Source organism: Chitinophaga pinensis DSM 2588 (genome assembly GCF_000024005.1).
GTDB classification, from domain to species: Bacteria; Bacteroidota; Bacteroidia; order Chitinophagales; family Chitinophagaceae; genus Chitinophaga; species Chitinophaga pinensis.
Map to the genome: position 1 here is coordinate 2546532 of NC_013132.1, position 17504 is coordinate 2564035.

11 protein-coding genes are annotated in these 17504 nt (G+C 42.7%); 4 read left to right on the plus strand and 7 right to left on the minus strand.

The window, feature by feature from the left end; translation table 11 throughout:
* Positions 1-20 precede the first annotated feature (20 nt).
* Together CPIN_RS10435 and CPIN_RS10440 are read left to right on the plus strand one after the other, a co-directional pair.
* Positions 21-1523 (plus strand): RagB/SusD family nutrient uptake outer membrane protein, encoded by a 1503-nt coding sequence (locus CPIN_RS10435; RefSeq protein WP_012789750.1) that lies wholly within the window; start codon positions 21-23, stop codon positions 1521-1523.
* 11 nt (positions 1524-1534) lie between these two features.
* On the plus strand, positions 1535-2677 hold the full coding sequence (locus CPIN_RS10440) for a TlpA disulfide reductase family protein (RefSeq protein WP_012789751.1): 1143 nt from the start codon (positions 1535-1537) through the stop codon (positions 2675-2677).
* Positions 2678-2804: 127 nt separating this feature from the next.
* Here CPIN_RS10440 and CPIN_RS10445 read toward each other — a convergent pair whose 3' ends face one another.
* From CPIN_RS10445 to CPIN_RS10460, 4 genes are all read right to left on the minus strand, one after another.
* Positions 2805-3332, minus strand: coding sequence for a hypothetical protein (locus CPIN_RS10445; protein ID WP_012789752.1), 528 nt, complete (start codon positions 3330-3332; stop codon positions 2805-2807).
* A 185-nt stretch (positions 3333-3517) separates the two neighbouring features.
* Positions 3518-4126 carry a LytR/AlgR family response regulator transcription factor gene (locus CPIN_RS36490; RefSeq protein WP_012789753.1) on the minus strand — a complete coding sequence of 203 codons (609 nt, stop codon included), beginning with the start codon at positions 4124-4126 and terminating at the stop codon, positions 3518-3520.
* A 294-nt stretch (positions 4127-4420) separates the two neighbouring features.
* Positions 4421-5794, minus strand: a complete 1374-nt coding sequence (locus tag CPIN_RS10455) for a sigma-54-dependent transcriptional regulator (RefSeq protein ID WP_012789754.1) — start codon at positions 5792-5794, stop codon at positions 4421-4423.
* A gap of 31 nt (positions 5795-5825) precedes the next feature.
* Entirely contained in the window at positions 5826-8102 is a 2277-nt protein-coding gene (locus tag CPIN_RS10460; protein ID WP_083781088.1) for a sensor histidine kinase, read from the minus strand.
* 426 nt (positions 8103-8528) lie between these two features.
* Here CPIN_RS10460 and CPIN_RS10465 point away from each other — a divergent pair, with 426 nt between their 5' ends.
* Positions 8529-9944, plus strand: coding sequence for an aldehyde dehydrogenase family protein (locus tag CPIN_RS10465; protein ID WP_044221239.1), 1416 nt, complete (start codon positions 8529-8531; stop codon positions 9942-9944).
* Between the two features lie 155 nt (positions 9945-10099).
* Positions 10100-10651 carry a hypothetical protein gene (locus CPIN_RS10470; RefSeq protein WP_044218285.1) on the plus strand — a complete coding sequence of 184 codons (552 nt, stop codon included), beginning with the start codon at positions 10100-10102 and terminating at the stop codon, positions 10649-10651.
* Between the two features lie 75 nt (positions 10652-10726).
* Here the strand turns inward: CPIN_RS10470 and CPIN_RS10475 are convergent, their stop codons facing one another.
* The 3 genes from CPIN_RS10475 to CPIN_RS10485 all read right to left on the minus strand — a co-directional run bounded on the left by CPIN_RS10475 (position 10727) and on the right by CPIN_RS10485 (position 17191).
* On the minus strand, positions 10727-11068 hold the full coding sequence (locus CPIN_RS10475; protein WP_012789758.1) for a HopJ type III effector protein: 342 nt from the start codon (positions 11066-11068) through the stop codon (positions 10727-10729).
* 78 nt (positions 11069-11146) lie between these two features.
* Positions 11147-14818, minus strand: coding sequence for a phosphoribosylformylglycinamidine synthase (gene purL / locus CPIN_RS10480; RefSeq protein ID WP_012789759.1), 3672 nt, complete (start codon positions 14816-14818; stop codon positions 11147-11149).
* A gap of 444 nt (positions 14819-15262) precedes the next feature.
* Complete coding sequence (locus CPIN_RS10485; protein ID WP_012789760.1) at positions 15263-17191, minus strand: ATP-binding protein; 1929 nt, start codon at positions 17189-17191, stop codon at positions 15263-15265.
* Positions 17192-17504: the final 313 nt, after the last annotated feature.

Below are 17504 nucleotides of genomic sequence, written 5' to 3' on the forward strand. Positions count from 1 at the left end.
ATTTAACTTTTAACTTAATCATGCGTATTATAAAATTTAAATTAAGCGGTGTAGGTATTGCGGGGTATCTGTCGTTGTTGCTATTGGCTCATACAGCTTGTAATAAACAGCTGGATGAGCTAACGCCACACAATGTCAATTTCGAAGATCAGCAGTTCCTTACAGCGAGTGGTTATACAAAGGCTACGATCGGTAACTACAGCTATTTCGCATCATCAAACTATGAAAATTCATGGTTTAATATCAGTGAATACAGGGGTAATAATGTAAGGATCATTGATCAGACATCCACGAGCAATCTCGCTGATGCCAAAAACATAGATGCTTTTAACTATGCCAATTCTGAGTCCAAGGATTATGGTTATTCCTATCAGTTCTGGCAGGCTTCCTACCAGGGGTTGCTGGGTATTAATATGGTATTGAAGAATGTCAGGGAGGATGAAACTGATCCGATCATCTTACAGGCCAAAGCCGAGAACCTTTTTTTACGTGCCAATATGTTTTTTAACCTGGTAAGGGTTTATGGGCGTCCTTATTACCAAAATCCGGAAACCAATCTGGGCGTGCCGCTGATCCTTACGCCCATTATGACTACCGGCAATCCACCGGGCCGTGCTACTATAAAGGAAACATATGCACAGATACTGAAGGACCTTATGATTGCTATTCCATTGTTCTCGCAGGTAAATGCTAATAGTTATGCCGGTAAGTATGCTGCTTTTGCGCTACTATCAAGGGTGTATCTGTATATGAGCGGTACATTCAGTCAGCCGTCAGCTGAATATGCCAAACTATCTGCGCAATATGCAGACTCTGTAATCATCAATAGTGGAAACCAGTTATTGCAGGGGGCGGACTACGTCAATTATTATACAATTCCTAACCAGAGCAATAAAGAGACAATATGGGCCGTCAATCATGAAATCAGTACCATGCAGCTGCCCATATTGCTTAATCAGCCTACAGGCGTTTATACAGGCAGTACGCAGTATTCAACCGGACAGGTAAAGCCTTCTCCTGATCTGCTTGGTTTATTGGAAGCAGGAGATCTGCGCCGGAATTTTTACAAGGTGGATAAGTATCCGAACAACAACATCGATACGTTCAGCACTACGAAGTATACCTATAAATACACCGCTGTATACTATAGTAATGCCGCTGTTCATCATTTGCGGCTGGCCGAGGTTTATCTGAACAGGGCTGAGGCGCGGTTGAAGGCTGGCGATAATGGCAGTGCGCTGGAGGATCTGAATATTATCCACATGCGTGCAGGGCTTACTCGTTTAACAGGTTTAAGCGGGCAGGATCTGTTTAACGCTATTCTGAAGGAACGCAGGTTAGAGCTGGCATTTGAAGGCCATAACAGTTATGATGATTTCAGAAATGGTCTTCCCATGATCCGGAACTATGGCTCTTTTAATTCCACACCCCTTACTGTCAACGCCACCGCCGCTAATGTAGTTCTGCGTATCCCATTGGATGTACTGACCGAAAACGCTAACATGAAACAAAACGAACAATAATAAAGCCAATTATGAAATATTTATTGACGCTCATTTCACTGGCTGCAGTTATTCCCTGCAAAGCGCAGTTTGTGCTGGACGGAAAAGTGTCTGGTTATAAAGGAAAGTATATCTATCTGCAATATGCAGATGATAAGGGTACTTATATCAGAGACAGTGCAACCGTAAAGAATGGTCTTTTCCGTTTCTCTGGCAATGTAAGCGAGCCCTTTATGGCGGCATTGAAGAATAGCAGTGATCCCCGTTCCTATAATGATTCAGGGAATGTAAGTCTCTTTCTTGAGCCTAAGAAGATGACTATTTCGGTAGAAGAGGGGAATTTCGCTAATGCACAGGTAGAAGGATCTGCATCGCAAAAGCAATTCGGAGCTATGCAGCAACAGATCAGGTATGTGAATAAGAAATGGAAAGTGGTAATGGATACACTGTCTGCTGTCAACAAGCGTAGTAATTTCGAATACCAGGAGCTGAAGAATTGGGTGCTATCACCTTTCCATATGGATATGGATGAGATCTATGATCGCTCCATGAACCAGTATCCCACTTCATATGTAACAGCCTATTATCTTCGGTTTAAGGTTAATGAGCTGAGCGCGGATTCACTGAAGAAATGGTATGCAGGTTTCCCTGAAAAAGTAAAACAAAGCAAATATGGAAAGTCGCTCAACGAGGACATTCAAAGGAAGAAAATAGGTATACCCGGAACAATGGCAAAGGGATTCTCTTCAGAAGATATTGATGGAAAGCCGTTGAGTCTTGCAGATTATAAAGGGAAATATGTGTTGCTTGACTTCTGGGCCAGCTGGTGTCTGCCTTGCAGGAAGGGTAGTCCACATTTGAAAGAATTGTATGGTAAATACAAGGATAAAGGATTTGAAATCATCGGTATTTCAGATGATGATTCAAAACCGGATGCATGGAGAAAGGCGGTGGAAAAAGACGGGACCGGCATCTGGAAACATGTGTTGAGGGGCATGAAGAGAACAGACAGCGGTTTTGATCGTACAAATGATAAGTCGGACTTTTATAATATACATGCTTTGCCTACTAAAATTCTTATTGACCCCAATGGACAGATTATTGGAAGATATACAGGGGAGGGTGAAGAAGATAAGAGTATGGATGAAAAGTTGGCGTCTATTTTCGGGAAATAATAAAAGGGGGTTGTTCATATAGATGGACTACCCCCTAAACATAAAATTTTATTATATCAGATTGCTGAAGAGTTTGTGATGTGTAAGCGGTGTTAGCAATAAGCAGTCATGCATGTTACTGTATGCCTTATCTATTCTCCTGTCCTTCGAGTAGTTGTTCTAAAAATGCTTTTGATTTTTTGGCTTCTGTTTTAAAGGCCAATGTACATAACAGGCAGCCAAAAACGAACATTACGAAGGGGATTAAAACAAAGGGAGAAAAACCTTCGCTGAAAAGCAGGGGCAGCTGAGATAGTCCGGTCAGCAGAATACCCAGGCAAGCCAGTCCGACTGTACCTAACCAGAAAGACATAAATATCAGTACAAAAGTCACTGGCTGCATTTTAATGATTATCTGTGTTTCATCGAGGAAGCTGGTGATCTCTCCGGTAATCTGTGGGAGGAATGAATTTCTGTAGTTTATAATCCGGCTCATTTTAAATGTACTGCTTGTTATTTCCCCTGTATATGGTTTGCCGGAGCTGTTATTTAGATGTGAAAGTTGCAGACCTCTACTGATCTCGATGTTATTGTGCAGGCGTTTTATGACTTCCATTACAGGTAAACGGGTTGTTAAAACATAGTTTTCGAAGGGAAGGTACTTTTTGATATTCATATGTATTAGGAGAATGGTTTATGACTTAATTATAATTGATGCAGATTTGACAGAAGATGAAGATACGTATAGATGGGCAATGGTGCAAGTGCAGGTATTGGATTCATCTCCATTGAAGCATACCAAATAAAAAGGGAACACGCATGTTCCCTTCTGTATCTAATCCCCTATCCAAATGTATACGATCATCTATCCTCCATCCAGGATAAAAAGTTGGTTGTTCTTTCCTTGTTAATAAGTAGTTTATCCGGCGTATCTACCAGCAGATTTACACATAACTTACGTGTGAAATATGGTTCTACTTCCTTTATCGCACTGAAATTGACAACATACTGGCGGTTGATACGGAAGAACTGATGGGGTGATACTGCATGGATGATCTGGTCTAGTGAATGATTGATGGTATAGACCTGTTTGTCGAAGCATTTAAAGGATACGCAGTTGTTGCGGATATAGAAGAATGCGATATGATCAGTTTGAACAGTAAAGTATTTTTGGTTCCTGAAAACGAGAAAGCTCTTTTTCCAGCCGAAGGGACCTGCTTTGCCTGTTTCGCTTGAGTCGGATACGCCGAAGTTTCCGTTGGCTGATCCTAAGGCGTATAAAATGTTTTTGTCAGGAAGGCGGTAAGTGCCTTTAAGATGTTGCATCCCTGGCGCGTCATTCCCGTTCTGGTAAATTGTCTCGCTGCCACCAATGTATAGCAGGCAGTCTTTGATTAGTATAAAATCCTGACTAGCTCCACTCTTGTATACGTCCATAATCGCGTCTGTTTTAACATTGTGATTATCCATACGACTAATTCATTTTATAGTTTAACCTTCAATAATGACAGCCAGGATAGATACCCGGCGGCAATCTGGTAATACAAAGGGCGTACCAGTGCATTAACTGGTTGGTAGATAAGCGTTTGTGGCGTTTTTTTAAGGCTGTGTTCACCACAGTATATCGTGATATCATTTAAATCAGCACGACATTTCATGATAAGGATATGAGCGAATGTTCAAGCGCGTTTATGCGCATAAAAAACGCCCCGTTACACACTATTCAATAGTGCATAACGGGGCGTTGTTGTGAGTGGTTAGTTTTTAATCGAATCGTTTGGATATACCCAGTTTTTTCATTCTGGATTTTAGCGTGGAGGCGTTGATTTCCAGCAGATCGGCAGCGCCGCCACGTCCATATATTTTCCAGTCACACCTGGACAGTACTTCCAGTATGTGATCCCGTTCATTTTCTGTCATTGTCTTGATGGGCAGCACATCCTGTATCTGGCTCTTTCTGGTTGTTGGAAGAAAGACATTATCGATCAGCGGATCTTCGCATAACAATACGCTGCGTTCAATCAGGTGTATCAATTCGCGAACGTTGCCTGGCCAGGAATAGTTGAGGAGCATTTGTGTTGCTTTGTCTGAAAAGCCAGCTATGATCTTGTTGTTGGCGGCAGTACATATCCGGAGATAGTGCTCTGCAATGGGGATGATGTCTTCTTTTCTATCCCGTAAGGGCGAGAGTTGAATCGGAAATACAAAGAGCCGGTAGTACAGGTCCAGGCGGAATCTGCCTTGTGCTACTTCTTCTTCCAGATTCCGGTTGGTGGCTGCAATGATGCGCACATCCACTGTTTTACGTTTGCCTCCGATCGGACATATTTCTTTCTCCTGTAGTACACGCAATAATTTCGATTGTATCTCAACAGGGATTTCTCCTACTTCATCCAGGAAGATGGTGCCGCCGGTGGCCTGTTCAAACTTGCCTATCCGTTTATCTGTTGCACCCGTAAAACTACCTTTCTCATGGCCAAAGAGTTCTGATTCTATCAATGTGGGGGTTAAAGCGGCACAATCGACAACGATTAATGGCTTCTTCTGGCGGGCAGAATTTTCATGAATAGCACGCGCTACTACTTCTTTCCCTGTGCCACTTTCGCCGAGTATTAGTACGGGAGCGGTTGCTGCAGCTGCGATACCGATATACCGTGTGATTTCTTTTAGCGTAGTACTATTGCCAATCATCCCGAAATCAGCGATGGTCTTTTTATCCTGCGCTGCCGATACGCTATTGCTGGCTGACATATGTGACAGCGCGAGATGTTCCTCATGGAGGTTCGCAGCGATGTCAAGCATTGCCAGTACATCTTTTTCGCGGAATGGCTTCACCAGGAAACCATAGGGGTTGGTTTGTTTTGCCAGCGCGAAGGTATGTTGGTCTGAATTAGCAGAAAGATAAATGAACGGGATGTTTTGTTTCTTCAGTATTACGGCCAGTTCGATGCCTGTCTGATCGCCGTTTAGAAAAATATCCAACATAACGAGATCAGGCTGTTCGGTGGAAATGATTTTCAACGCCTCCTGCACAGACCTGGCAATAGTGCAAACCTGGTAACCTGCTGCTTTTAGCACCATGCGCAGATTATTGGCTTCTATAAACTGGTCTTCTACAATTAATATTTTATTTTTCATATACCCTGATAATCCATTTACTGTTCAACACTTAACCGGCATTAAAAGCGATATTAATGCGGGTACCATTATTTACTTCAAAGTTGATGGCGGCTCCTATATCAGCACAGAGTCCATGCATTAATTCCATTCCCAGGGATTGTCTATCTGAGCTACCTGGATGGGTGATGCCTATGCCATCGTCGCTTATTGTCATCTTGTACGCCTGTTCATGCGGGTGCAATGAAAGGTTGATTTCTCCGGAAGACCTGCCCTCAAATGCATATTTGGCGGCGTTGGTGAGCGCTTCATTTGCAATCAGTGCCAGCGGCATTGCCAGATTGAGCGGCAATGAGATGCTTGTCATCTCATGGGTAACCCTGATGTTCCTGGTTTCCAGATCAAAACCCTCTTGTAAAAAGAGCAGGAACTCCCTCATATAGTTGCCGAAATCGACCTGTTGAATATTGCCGGATTGATAAACTTTCTGGTGAAAAAGGGACATGGCATAAATGCGATGCGTACTTTTTTCAAGCGCATTGCGCGCTTCTGGTGTAGCAGTGCGTGCCTGGCTTTCCAAGAGACAAAATATAGTATGAAGATTGTTCTTTACACGGTGATGTACTTCTTTCAGGAGCCACTCTTTTTCAGAAACCAGCTTTTGCAATTGCTGGTTTTTATGCGTCATTTCCCGGCTGCTTTTTTGTTTTTGGCGATAAAAGAAAAAGAGTAATACCATGATGGCCAGGGCAAGGACTAAGGCGCCAGCGGTGAGCAAACCAATTTTTTCAGATTGTTTTAGTTTTTCCTTTTGCGCCTGTGCCTGTCGTTGCAGGAATATGATATTCTGATTTTTTAGCTTGAGTTCCTGTTCTTTTTCGCGGGCCTTGTAGGCGACTTCCATTTGTCTCACTACTTTATCCTGCTCTAATCTTGCTTCAGCGGCTGCCTGGTCATTGCTCTTATTCAAATGTTCTATTGCGGTAAGATAATGTTGTGTGGCAGAATCAGCCAGGTAGATCATGTAATGCAGGTAGCGCAGACCAGCAGTGTTTTCTTCCGGTTTCACCAGGGATAAGCCTTTGTACAGATAGTGCCTGGCTTTTTCAAACTCGCCGGCGTCCAGGTAAACATGGCCAAGACTAATGTTGGCATAATCTTCATCTTTGTGCAGCCGGCTGGAAATGGCGTATAACTGTTTAAAATAGGTTTCCGATTTATCAAACGCTTTTTCTTCACGAAAAGCATTTCCCAGTCTGTAAAGATAAGTAATACTATCCTGGGTACCACGGGGCGGATATTGATGCAGGGCATTCAATATGTAGTTGGTTGCTTCTGTTTTCTTACCCATTTTGTTGTAAGCTGCACTGATGATCTCGTGCACCATAGGGGAAGAAACATAATATATGCTTGGTTGGTGTTCGTAGTATTTCAATGCCTGTTTACAGGCGTTTATTGCTTCCTCATACTTTTCGCGGCGATAAGCCAGTACTGATTTTTCAATGTAAATGTCACCTGCGGAGAGTGTGTCTCTGGTGGCATCTACTGCTGTTACCGCGGCTTCTGAATAGTAATAGGATTTATCTGTCTGACGAACAAAATCAAAATAACAGGTCAGCGGGTAGTAGATATACTGGAGCTTTTTGTATCCTGTCCGTTTGTATGTTGCAATGATTTTAAGGACGTCCGCTTCAGCATCCGGCTTTTTCAGGTATAAATTGTTAATGGCAATATTACGCGCAGCCATCAGTGTCAGGTCTTTTAAACCCAGTCTTTCAGTTATTGCGGCAGCCTTTCTGGCGTAATCGTTACTCCTGAGATAGTCCTGTGTTTTGTCTTTTGCGTCTCTTCCCCAGATGTAGAAGCTGAGTTGCAGGAACAGTTTAGCTCTGGTTGAGTCATTGGCTTTGCCGGGCAGTTGCTCAAAACTATCCAGCGCATCACTGAAATAATATAATTGTCCCAGCAACAATAATGCTTCAGACATACCTGCCTGGTCGTTTATCCGGGTACCTTCTGCTAGTGCCTGTTTAGCGTATTGTTCCGCAAGCGTAAGGTCAGCCGGATTTTTATAGGGCAGGTTATGGTAGAGATTACACAGTGCATTTAGTGTCTGTATACGCTCATGTGCATTACGTGTAGTCTTTAATCGCGTAGATAATGTGTGCAGTTGATTGGCTGCAACAGGTGCGGGGGCAGGATAATATTGTGCATATAATCTGCCGGATATGCAGGTGAGCGATAGGATACAGCAAAGCAGCCACCGTTTTACCTGTTTCCAAAGTGTAATGTTTTCAGAATATGTTCCATGCTCCAGTAGCATCGTCATAAATATTTGGCGCAGCCGTGAACTAACAAGGAAATTTAAACCTGTGTCTTAATCCCGGAAATGTGTTGGTTATGTAAAGTTAGTCAGGCCGGTAATTGATCCTGGCTCCGGGACCGGAAAAGCAACATTCAAACAAATTTTCGTGAAAATAGTAAACGTGTGGTATTTGCAGAAAATTGCCCCAACCAGGCATTAAAGTACAATTATTTCCGGCCCGGGAGCCTATTCTGGCCGTTTAACCAGCTAATTGTCAAGAGATACCCTGTTTTTGACAAGGGAAAGGGGAGTTTTGACCTTGAAAATGCCTTTGCCGGCTTTCATTTTGTCCACTTCACACAGAATGTATTTATGTCTATGGAGATATCTCCGCAGTTTTGTACTGTAGGAGGCATAGAAATACATTTCATTTACCTTATAACAATGAACATGAAACACATAAAGAGCGTCTATATAAATGGCAGATTCGCTACACCCCATGGCAATGAAGTAGCGAGTATTGTAAGTCCGCTGGACGGTGAAGTGATTGCTCAACTGACGTATGCAGACGAAACGGATACAGAAAAGGCAATACAGGCGGCAAGTACAGCTTTGGTAAATTATGCACAAAGCAGCCTTGCTGAAAGAGCTGAATACCTGCAACGTATCCATGATGAAATCCTCAAAAGAATTGATGACCTGATTGATATCACCATCCTGGAATACGGCGCACCAAAGGAGAGAGCGAAATGGTCCAATATGATCGCGGCTACGACTTTCCTTCACCAGATCGCTGTAATGAAGGATTATCCGTTCAAAAAGACCGTACATGAATCTACCGTTGTAATGGAGCCTATTGGTGTTTCGGCCTTGTTTACTCCGTGGAATTCTACGGCGGGATCCATTGCCGTGAAGGTGGCAGCAGCACTGGCAGCTGGTTGTACGATCGTTCTTAAACCAAGCGAGTTCAGTCCCTGGCAGTCTCAGATCATTATGGAATGTATTGATATGGCAGGCTTGCCACCAGGCGTTGTGAATATGGTCAATGGAAGGGGAGATGTGATCAGCCGGGCTATTATAGCAAGTCCGGAGGTGACTAAGATATCCTTTACCGGTTCTACCGTAGTGGGAAAAATTCTTGGGAAGGGGGCTATCGACACCATGAAAAGACTGACGCTCGAACTGGGAGGTAAGTCGGCGAATATTATCCTGGAAGATGCAGATCTTGATACCGCGATACCTATGGCACTACAGGCAGGGTTTATGAATAACGGACAGGCATGTATCGCGGGATCAAGGTTACTGGTGCCGGTATCCAGACTGGAGGAGATAAAAAAGAGGCTTGCTGATGGAGCTACACAGTTTAGGGTGGGAGATCCCTATCAAGATGCAACCAGGATAGGGCCGCTGGCTAGTCAGAAGCAGTATGACCGTATCCAGCAATTTATTACCACAGGGCTTGTGGAAGGAGCGGAGTTATTATACGGCGGACCAGGACATCCGGAAGGCTTTGACAAAGGCTTTTATGTGAAACCGACGATTTTTGCAGGTGTAAAAAACGATATGAAGATCGCCAGGGAAGAGATTTTTGGTCCGGTGCTATCGGTGATTGCTTACCAGGATGAAGCGGAAGCTATTGCTATTGCTAATGATTCTGATTACGGGCTAATGGCGTATGTCAGCTCCGCTGATCAGGAGAAGGCGGCACGGATTGCCGGACAGTTAAAAGCAGGCAGGGTGTTGATCAATACGTTGAAGCATGATCCATTGGCACCGTTTGGAGGGTATAAGCATTCCGGTATGGGACGTGAGAACGGTCAGTTGGGTATGGAGGCATTTTTAGAGCCGAAGACCCTGATCATTTGATGAGATATACTTGTTGCCATTAAAAGATAAAGGCCATAGATCATTGATTTATGGCCTTTGGTATTATCAGCGGGGATAAATGAGTATTTGCTGAGAGGTGTTGGGAAATTTGTGTATACTAGCAGAAATATATCCCATTTTTGTTAGATAAACCTATGAAGAAATTTTTTGTTTTTGTGCTAACTGTGTGCGCCTGTATGTTATTGGCAGCCATGTATGGAGTGATCAATGATCATGTAACTTACACGATCTCTCCGGAATACTATACCCGGTTTAAATTTGAGCAATTCGGACTTGAAACGGTATGGTTTGGAGGAATAAGACAGACGGTTACTGTCGTCGGTATAATGGCCACCTGGTGGGTAGGACTTCTCATTGGTCTGGTGCTTGGTCTTACAGGTCTTATTTTTAAAGATCATCAGTCTATGCGACGGGCTATTCAAAAGGCTATATTTTACACGTTTATATCCACTATTGCCTTCGCTATTGCCGGGTATTTATATGGTCGCTTTGTATTGGCCGGAACGGGTGTAGACTGGTGGTTGCCGGAGGGATTGTTGGACGAGTCAGCATTCATTAGCGTTGGCTCTGTGCACAACTTCGCTTATATGGGAGGCTTCTTTGGACTGGTAGCAGGGGTGTATTTTCTTATACGACTGAACATAAAACAACGTAGAATAACAGCAAGAGAAAATGTTGCACCCTGATCGATGTGGGTAACAAATTTTAAAAGGCTATTGATCACTGGTCAATAGCCTTTTAAAATTAAATGCGCTTTAGCACTATTTCGCCTGTAATGCCTGTCCTTCAAAAGCAATACCGGACCATCCATGTGCCATGAACTGTCTGATATTCTGGTGATCGGTAGCATCGGGCGTATTTAACACTGCCTGATAATGTTCTGCAAATAAGAAGAGGGTATCTTCTTTGCTCAGGTTATTTAGTTGTGCAAAAGAAAAGACTTTCGCGCTACCCTGGTTTTGCGTTGCTTCGTTATATGTTTCACCGTTTTTAAAGGCGGTTGGCTGATGCTGGTAATATGTTTCAATGAATTCGATTACCTCTTTGAAGGAAACTAAATTGCTTTTTAATTGCTGAAGTAAGCTTGCGAATTGTTCTTTCATCCGAATGTCCGATGTTTAGTATTAGTGTGAAGAAAACGCCCACTCAATGCTGAGCGGGCGTTTCTTTTAGTATGTTTTTTATTTCTTATTCTCTTCGCACCATTTCTTCGCGTTCACAAAAGCTTCTAACCATGGCGTCACTTCATCCTGACGACCTTTTGGATAGTTCGCCCAGTTCCATTGGAAGATAGAACGCTCGATGTGTGGCATTGTTACCAGGTGACGGCCGGTATTGTCGCACATCATTGCGGTATTGAAGTCAGATCCGTTAGGATTGTGCGGATATGCATCATATGCATATTTAGCGGTGATCTTATACTGATCTTCGGTATTTGGTAATTTGAATTTACCTTCTCCGTGAGAGATCCATACACCTAATGTAGCACCAGCTAAGGTTTTCATCATGATGGAATCGTTCTCCTGTATTTTTACAGATACGAAGTTGGATTCGTGTTTGCCGGAAGTGTTATGAAGCATCTTACCGTGTACAGCGTGATCCGGATTGATCAGTTCCAGTTCCATAAACAGCTGACAGCCGTTACAGATACCTACGGACATTGTATCAGGACGAGCAAAGAAGTTATCCAGTGCTTTTTTAGCTTTCTCATTGTACATGAATGCGCCGGCCCAGCCTTTAGCGGAACCTAATACATCGGAGTTGGAGAAACCACCTACAGCGCCAATGAACTGAATATCTTCCAGTGTTTCACGACCAGAGATCAGGTCAGTCATATGTACATCTTTTACATCAAATCCTGCCAGGCGCATTGCATTGGCCATTTCACGCTCAGAGTTGGAACCTTTTTCGCGGATAATAGCTGCCTTAGGGCGAGGTTTAGATGCGTCGATCGCAGGTTTTTTACCATCAAACTGTGCCGGGAAGGCGTAGGTTAATGGCTGTAATTTATAGTTGTTGAAACGCTCCTGTGCCATGCCGTTTCTGGACTGTTTCTGATCCAGCAGGAAGGAGGTTTTGAACCATGTATCACGGGTGTCAGCGATATTGAATGTGAAGGTATCAGCGTTGTTTTTGACACTTACTTCCTTCGCTTCTTTAACGGTACCGATTTTTACCGCATCGATACCTGCATTTTTCAATGCCTGTTCAAATGCTGCATCGTTGGTAGCCTGTAATACGACTGCTATGTTTTCGTTGAAGAGTGCTTTTACGGTGTCGGCTTCGTTTAATCCGCTTAAGTCGTAATCGGCAGCCAGGTTAACGTCAGCAAAGCATAATTCCAGCAGGGTAGTGATCAAACCACCGGAGCCGATATCGTGACCAGCCGCTATCTGATCGTTGTTGATCAGGTCCTGGATGGTGTTGAATGCTTTTGCAAAGTAGTCTGCATCCTGAATAGTCGGAACATCCGGACCGATCTTGTTATTGATCTGTGCGAAGGAAGAACCACCTAATTTGAATGCATCTTTTGATAAGTTGATATAGTAAACGGAACCTGCATTTTTCTGCAGTACAGGTTCTACTACTTTATTGATGTTTGTACAGTTGCCTGCGGCGGAGATGATTACTGTACCTGGAGCAATAACATCGCCATTCGGATATTTCTGCTTCATGGACAAGGAGTCCTTACCGGTTGGAATGTTGATGCCCAGTGCGATAGCAAAATCGGAGCAGGCTTTTACCGCTTCATAAAGACGTGCATCTTCTCCTTCATTGTTACACGCCCACATCCAGTTGGCAGAAAGGGAAATACCTTTCAGGCCATTTTTGACAGGAGCAAAAACGATATTGGATAAAGCTTCTGCGATGGCGTTACGGGAACCTGCAGCCGGATCAACCAGTGCAGTCAGCGGAGAGTGACCAACTGTGGTAGCAATACCTTCTGTTGATTTGTAATCCAGCGCCATTACACCAACGTTGTTCAGCGGCAGTTGTAATGGTCCGGCACACTGTTGTTTCGCAACACGGCCACCTACACAACGGTCTACTTTGTTGGTCAGCCAGTCTTTAGCGGCAACAGCTTCCAGTTGCAATACCTGGTTCAGGTAAGCGGGTATATTTTTCACATCATAAGAAAGAGCAGCATAGTTACGCTGTATTTTGCGGTCTTTCATGATGGTTTTCGGAGAAGAACCGAAGAAATCTTCCAGGGCAAAATCCATTGGTTTTACGCCTGTGTGTGCAGAGGCGAAGGTAAAACGGTGGTCACCGGTTACATCACCGACGGTGTACATGGGGGTACGTTCGCGGTCAGCGATCTTCTGCAGGTTTTCTATATCTTTTTCGCCGATCACCAGCCCCATTCTTTCCTGGGACTCGTTACCAATGATTTCTTTTGCGGAGAGGGTAGGATCGCCAACTGGTAATTTATCCAGATCGATCAGACCACCTGTTTCTTCTACCAGTTCAGACAGACAGTTAAGGTGTCCGCCTGCACCGTGGTCGTGAATGGAAACGATGGTATTGTTATCAGATTCTACCAGACCACGGATGGTGTTGGCAGCACGTTTCTGCATTTCAGGATTGGAACGCTGAATGGCATTCAGTTCGATACCGGAACCGAATGCACCGGTGTCAGCAGAGGAAACTGCTGCGCCACCCATACCGATTCTATAGTTTTCACCACCGAGGATAACGATTTTATCGCCTTCTTTTGGTGTGTGTTTTTTCGCCTGATTCAGTTTACCATAACCGATACCACCGGCCTGCATAATCACTTTATCATAACCCAGTTTGCGTCCTTCTTCTTCGTGTTCGAAGGTCAGTACGGAACCGGTGATCAGTGGCTGACCGAATTTATTACCGAAATCAGAAGCACCATTGGATGCTTTGATCAGGATATCTACTGGTGTCTGATATAACCATTTACGCTCCTGCATCCCTTTTTCCCATGGTCTGTCTTCCAGCAGGCGGGAGTAAGCGGTCATATAAATAGCGGTACCTGCCAGTGGCAAAGAGCCCTGGCCACCTGCCAGACGGTCGCGGATCTCACCACCGGAACCAGTAGCGGCGCCGGCAAATGGTTCAACTGTCGTCGGGAAGTTGTGTGTTTCTGCTTTCAGTGATAAAACGGAGTCAAATTCTTTCTCTTCATAGTAGTCAGGTTTATCGGCTGACTTAGGAGCGAACTGTGTTACTTTCGGGCCTTTTATAAAAGCCACGTTATCTTTATAAGCAGAAACGATATCATTAGGATTCGTTTCGGAAGTCTTCTTAATCAGTTTGAAGAGGGAAGTCGGCATTTCTTCACCGTCAATCACGAAAGTTCCGTTGAAGATCTTGTGACGGCAGTGTTCTGAGTTCGCCTGGGAAAACGCAAATACTTCTGAGTCTGTCAGCTTACGGCCGATCTTCACAGACAGCTTATTCAGGTATTCTACTTCTTCCGGATTCAGTGACAGACCTTCCTGTTTGTTATAAACATCGATGTTGTCGATCTCCAGAATAGGTTCCGGCTGAATATTAATCGTGTAAAGTTCCTGTGTTAAAGCCTGGTACTTTTGTGAAATCATCGGATCGAACTCGTTGAAGTCGGCAGGAACCGGTTCGAATTCCTCGATACGGATGATGCCGGTGATCCCCATGTTCTGGGTAATCTCCACTGCATTCGTACTCCACGGGGTGATCATCGCAGCGCGAGGGCCCACATAGGTACGGTTCACAGTAAGTTCGTCTAATTTTTTGGCGTTGCCGAAGAGCCAGTTAAGCTTCTGAATGTCTTCTTGAGAAAGGTCGTTTTCTGTTTGAACACAATAGACAAAGTCTGTTTGGTTCACAAAGAAATGAATCATTATAGTGCGTTATGAAGTCTATGAAACGAAACCGCAAAATTAGGAAATTCTAATCATTTGAGAGCCGTTTATGTAATCATAGATAGAATATATCAGGGTTTGCCGGCCAAATAGACAATAAAAATCGAATATCTTTCTTTTAGGTTTGTTGAAGATATTGATTTGTTGTTTAAGCCAGTTCATGACGAAAAATGACTCATGATCTAATAATTAATTGATAATCAGTGTTATTTTCGTCCGAATGTTTCTACAATAGCCCAATAGTCAAGTATCAGGGCTACAGATGCACCAGTATTGTAATTTGTGGCATAGTCGGCTTAAACATGCTTGATATAAAAAATTATTGTATTAATACGATGTTTTTCAGTCGTTTATTAAGTGTTTTGTGTTGAATTAGTCCGTTGCGTTAAGCTATAAGGCGAAGTTTAATCAGAAAAGTTAAATTCATAACTTCAGGGCTATTTGTGTAGCCTGAGCCTTAAAGAGATCGATTCCAGGAATATCGTCATAACGTTCATTGAGCTTATCTCGTAAGCCAAACAACCGTTTTTCAGCGGTATCTATTAACTGGGAAAATGTAGAAAGACGAATTTTTCCCATTTCCACATCATTTGCATTTTTTACAGTGGTAATCGGCTGGAGATTTTTAGCGAACGATTGTCCAATTACAAAAGCTTCTATATAAGGAGCACCTATTAATCTTCCACAATTCATAAAGTCTTCAACATATCCCTGAGCCTGGTTTCTTTCATCACGGGTTAAATTGAAACCACCTCTCTTTAGTTCAATGATTAAAATCTTGTTTACAGTAGCTAAACCTGAATCGCTATCAAAAGCCTCTATACCTGTTACAGATGCAGTTGAGTCCTTCAATAAAACAATATCCGGTCTTTTTTTATTATTCAGGAATACTGTCGGATCGATTTTCTTCTTAAATACCTGTTCAACAGCTGTTTGTAATTGTCTATTAGAAGAATACTCAGGAGATTCAAACTCAGGACCGAAAAGCCAACGAGCGCCAGAAACCAGCGGATGTAAAACATGTAATTCATCAACATCGGGATCTGATGATAACTTCCGAATTGCTTCAATTAATGAAATACGATTATCTATTTCATTCAATACGATAAGCGCATCTTTAATTGACCACTTTTGTAAAAGTTCATTTAATCCTATGAAATCGTCCTCTGAAAGACTGGCAAGTCTTATCAATAGTTCTTTGCCCGAGCGGGTTTTCTCTAAATTAATAATTGCCTGAACGGCGATTGATATTGTTTCCGGACGAGCGGTTGGATGAGCTGAAGTGATAGTCTCTATTGCTTCGATAACCTCATATTTGCCTAAAGGCGTTAATTGTGCGATATCTTCAGAAAAATTGGCTTTTACCTGTTGTTTTGCTTCCTCAACATATTCATCGGCAACAGTTGTAAGCATTTTGTTAACATACTCCATTACTACTGCATATATCTTATCCATATATGAGTTATTCTTAAATCCGGTCCAATCCTCAGTTATATAATCAGCGAGATCGTTTGTCTCTACAACTACCGTATATCTTTTAGCGAATTTGGTCCTTCCATCTATAACAATTTCTCCTCCCAGGGACCACGAAGGTTCTCCCACTAATTTATTGCTTTGCCAAAAGGCAATACCTTGATAGATAGTAGATCTTGCGCTCTGTGTTGAATCCAGAAAATGGGCTTTTAAAGTAGTCTTTTCATCTATTTTCAGAATAGAAGTGTCTAATAATCCCGTATGTTGATTCAGTTGGACCGATTGCCTATTGATCGAAACCAGAAATTTTGGATCATGTAGAAATCGGGCTGAAATTATTTGTAGAATTCTTTCCGATTTTGGCAAATTTTTATTTACAAGAACTTTCAACGTTGTTCCGTGTAAGTTGGATTGTTCTACTTTTTTATCTTTAATAACAAATGGTTGCTCTTCGCTTTCAGTCGTAACAGTGAATGTCGATTTATTACCACCAGCATTAGTGATAACTGTATATTCATTATTAAAGCAAAGCAATCCATGCCTACCAACACCATTTCGACCATAGGCAAGTCTATTACCATCTACCCCAGGAGGAAATATGACGTTTTTCCCCTGGTGTTTTAATCTGTTATAGCCCAGTTTCATCCAGCGATGTTCAAAGTCTTCTGGTGTCAGCCCTGTTCCATTATCTGCTACAGTTAAATAATCTCCACTATGTTCCGGAATAAATATATCTACTTTGGTTGCTCCTGCATCCCATGCATTAGAAACTAATTCTGTTAAGGCAACTTCAGGTGAATGACCAAGCGGCCCAAGTGTTCTGATCAGGTAATCTTCTTCAAATAATGACCCTTTTACGAATGAATTGTTATTGCTCATAGATTACTTTTTTGTGGAAAACAAAGCAGGATATAATTGTGCATCAGGATCCAAATATACAATGTAACCCTGAAAACTTATTCCATACGAGGCAAATATCCAGTTGATAATAAGGTAATATGGGAATTTCTGAAAAAGTGATTCTTAGACTAGAAAATTGTAATGGCATTAATCATATTATCATTCATATTTCATTCTAATTGACAGATATCCATGCTTCCTTTCCCGAATAGGGAATAATACCAACTGAAAAATACTAGTATAGATGGACTATCAGGGATAATCCCCAGAATCTTCCTTTTGGCTTGAACAA

Excerpts from the sequence above, each read along its gene's own strand:
- CPIN_RS10470 (WP_044218285.1), top strand. The coding sequence starts at position 10,100 with ATGAAGAAATTTTTTGTTTTTGTGCTAACTGTGTGCGCCTGTATGTTA.
- CPIN_RS10435 (WP_012789750.1), top strand. The coding sequence starts at position 21 with ATGCGTATTATAAAATTTAAATTAAGCGGTGTAGGTATTGCGGGGTAT.
- CPIN_RS10460 (WP_083781088.1), bottom strand. The coding sequence starts at position 8,102 with ATGACGATGCTACTGGAGCATGGAACATATTCTGAAAACATTACACTT.
- CPIN_RS10440 (WP_012789751.1), top strand. The coding sequence starts at position 1,535 with ATGAAATATTTATTGACGCTCATTTCACTGGCTGCAGTTATTCCCTGC.
- CPIN_RS36490 (WP_012789753.1), bottom strand. The coding sequence starts at position 4,126 with ATGGATAATCACAATGTTAAAACAGACGCGATTATGGACGTATACAAG.
- purL (WP_012789759.1), bottom strand. The coding sequence starts at position 14,818 with ATGATTCATTTCTTTGTGAACCAAACAGACTTTGTCTATTGTGTTCAA.
- CPIN_RS10485 (WP_012789760.1), bottom strand. The coding sequence starts at position 17,191 with ATGAGCAATAACAATTCATTCGTAAAAGGGTCATTATTTGAAGAAGAT.
- CPIN_RS10445 (WP_012789752.1), bottom strand. The coding sequence starts at position 3,332 with ATGAATATCAAAAAGTACCTTCCCTTCGAAAACTATGTTTTAACAACC.
- CPIN_RS10465 (WP_044221239.1), top strand. The coding sequence starts at position 8,529 with ATGAAACACATAAAGAGCGTCTATATAAATGGCAGATTCGCTACACCC.
- CPIN_RS10455 (WP_012789754.1), bottom strand. The coding sequence starts at position 5,794 with ATGAAAAATAAAATATTAATTGTAGAAGACCAGTTTATAGAAGCCAAT.
- CPIN_RS10475 (WP_012789758.1), bottom strand. The coding sequence starts at position 11,068 with ATGAAAGAACAATTCGCAAGCTTACTTCAGCAATTAAAAAGCAATTTA.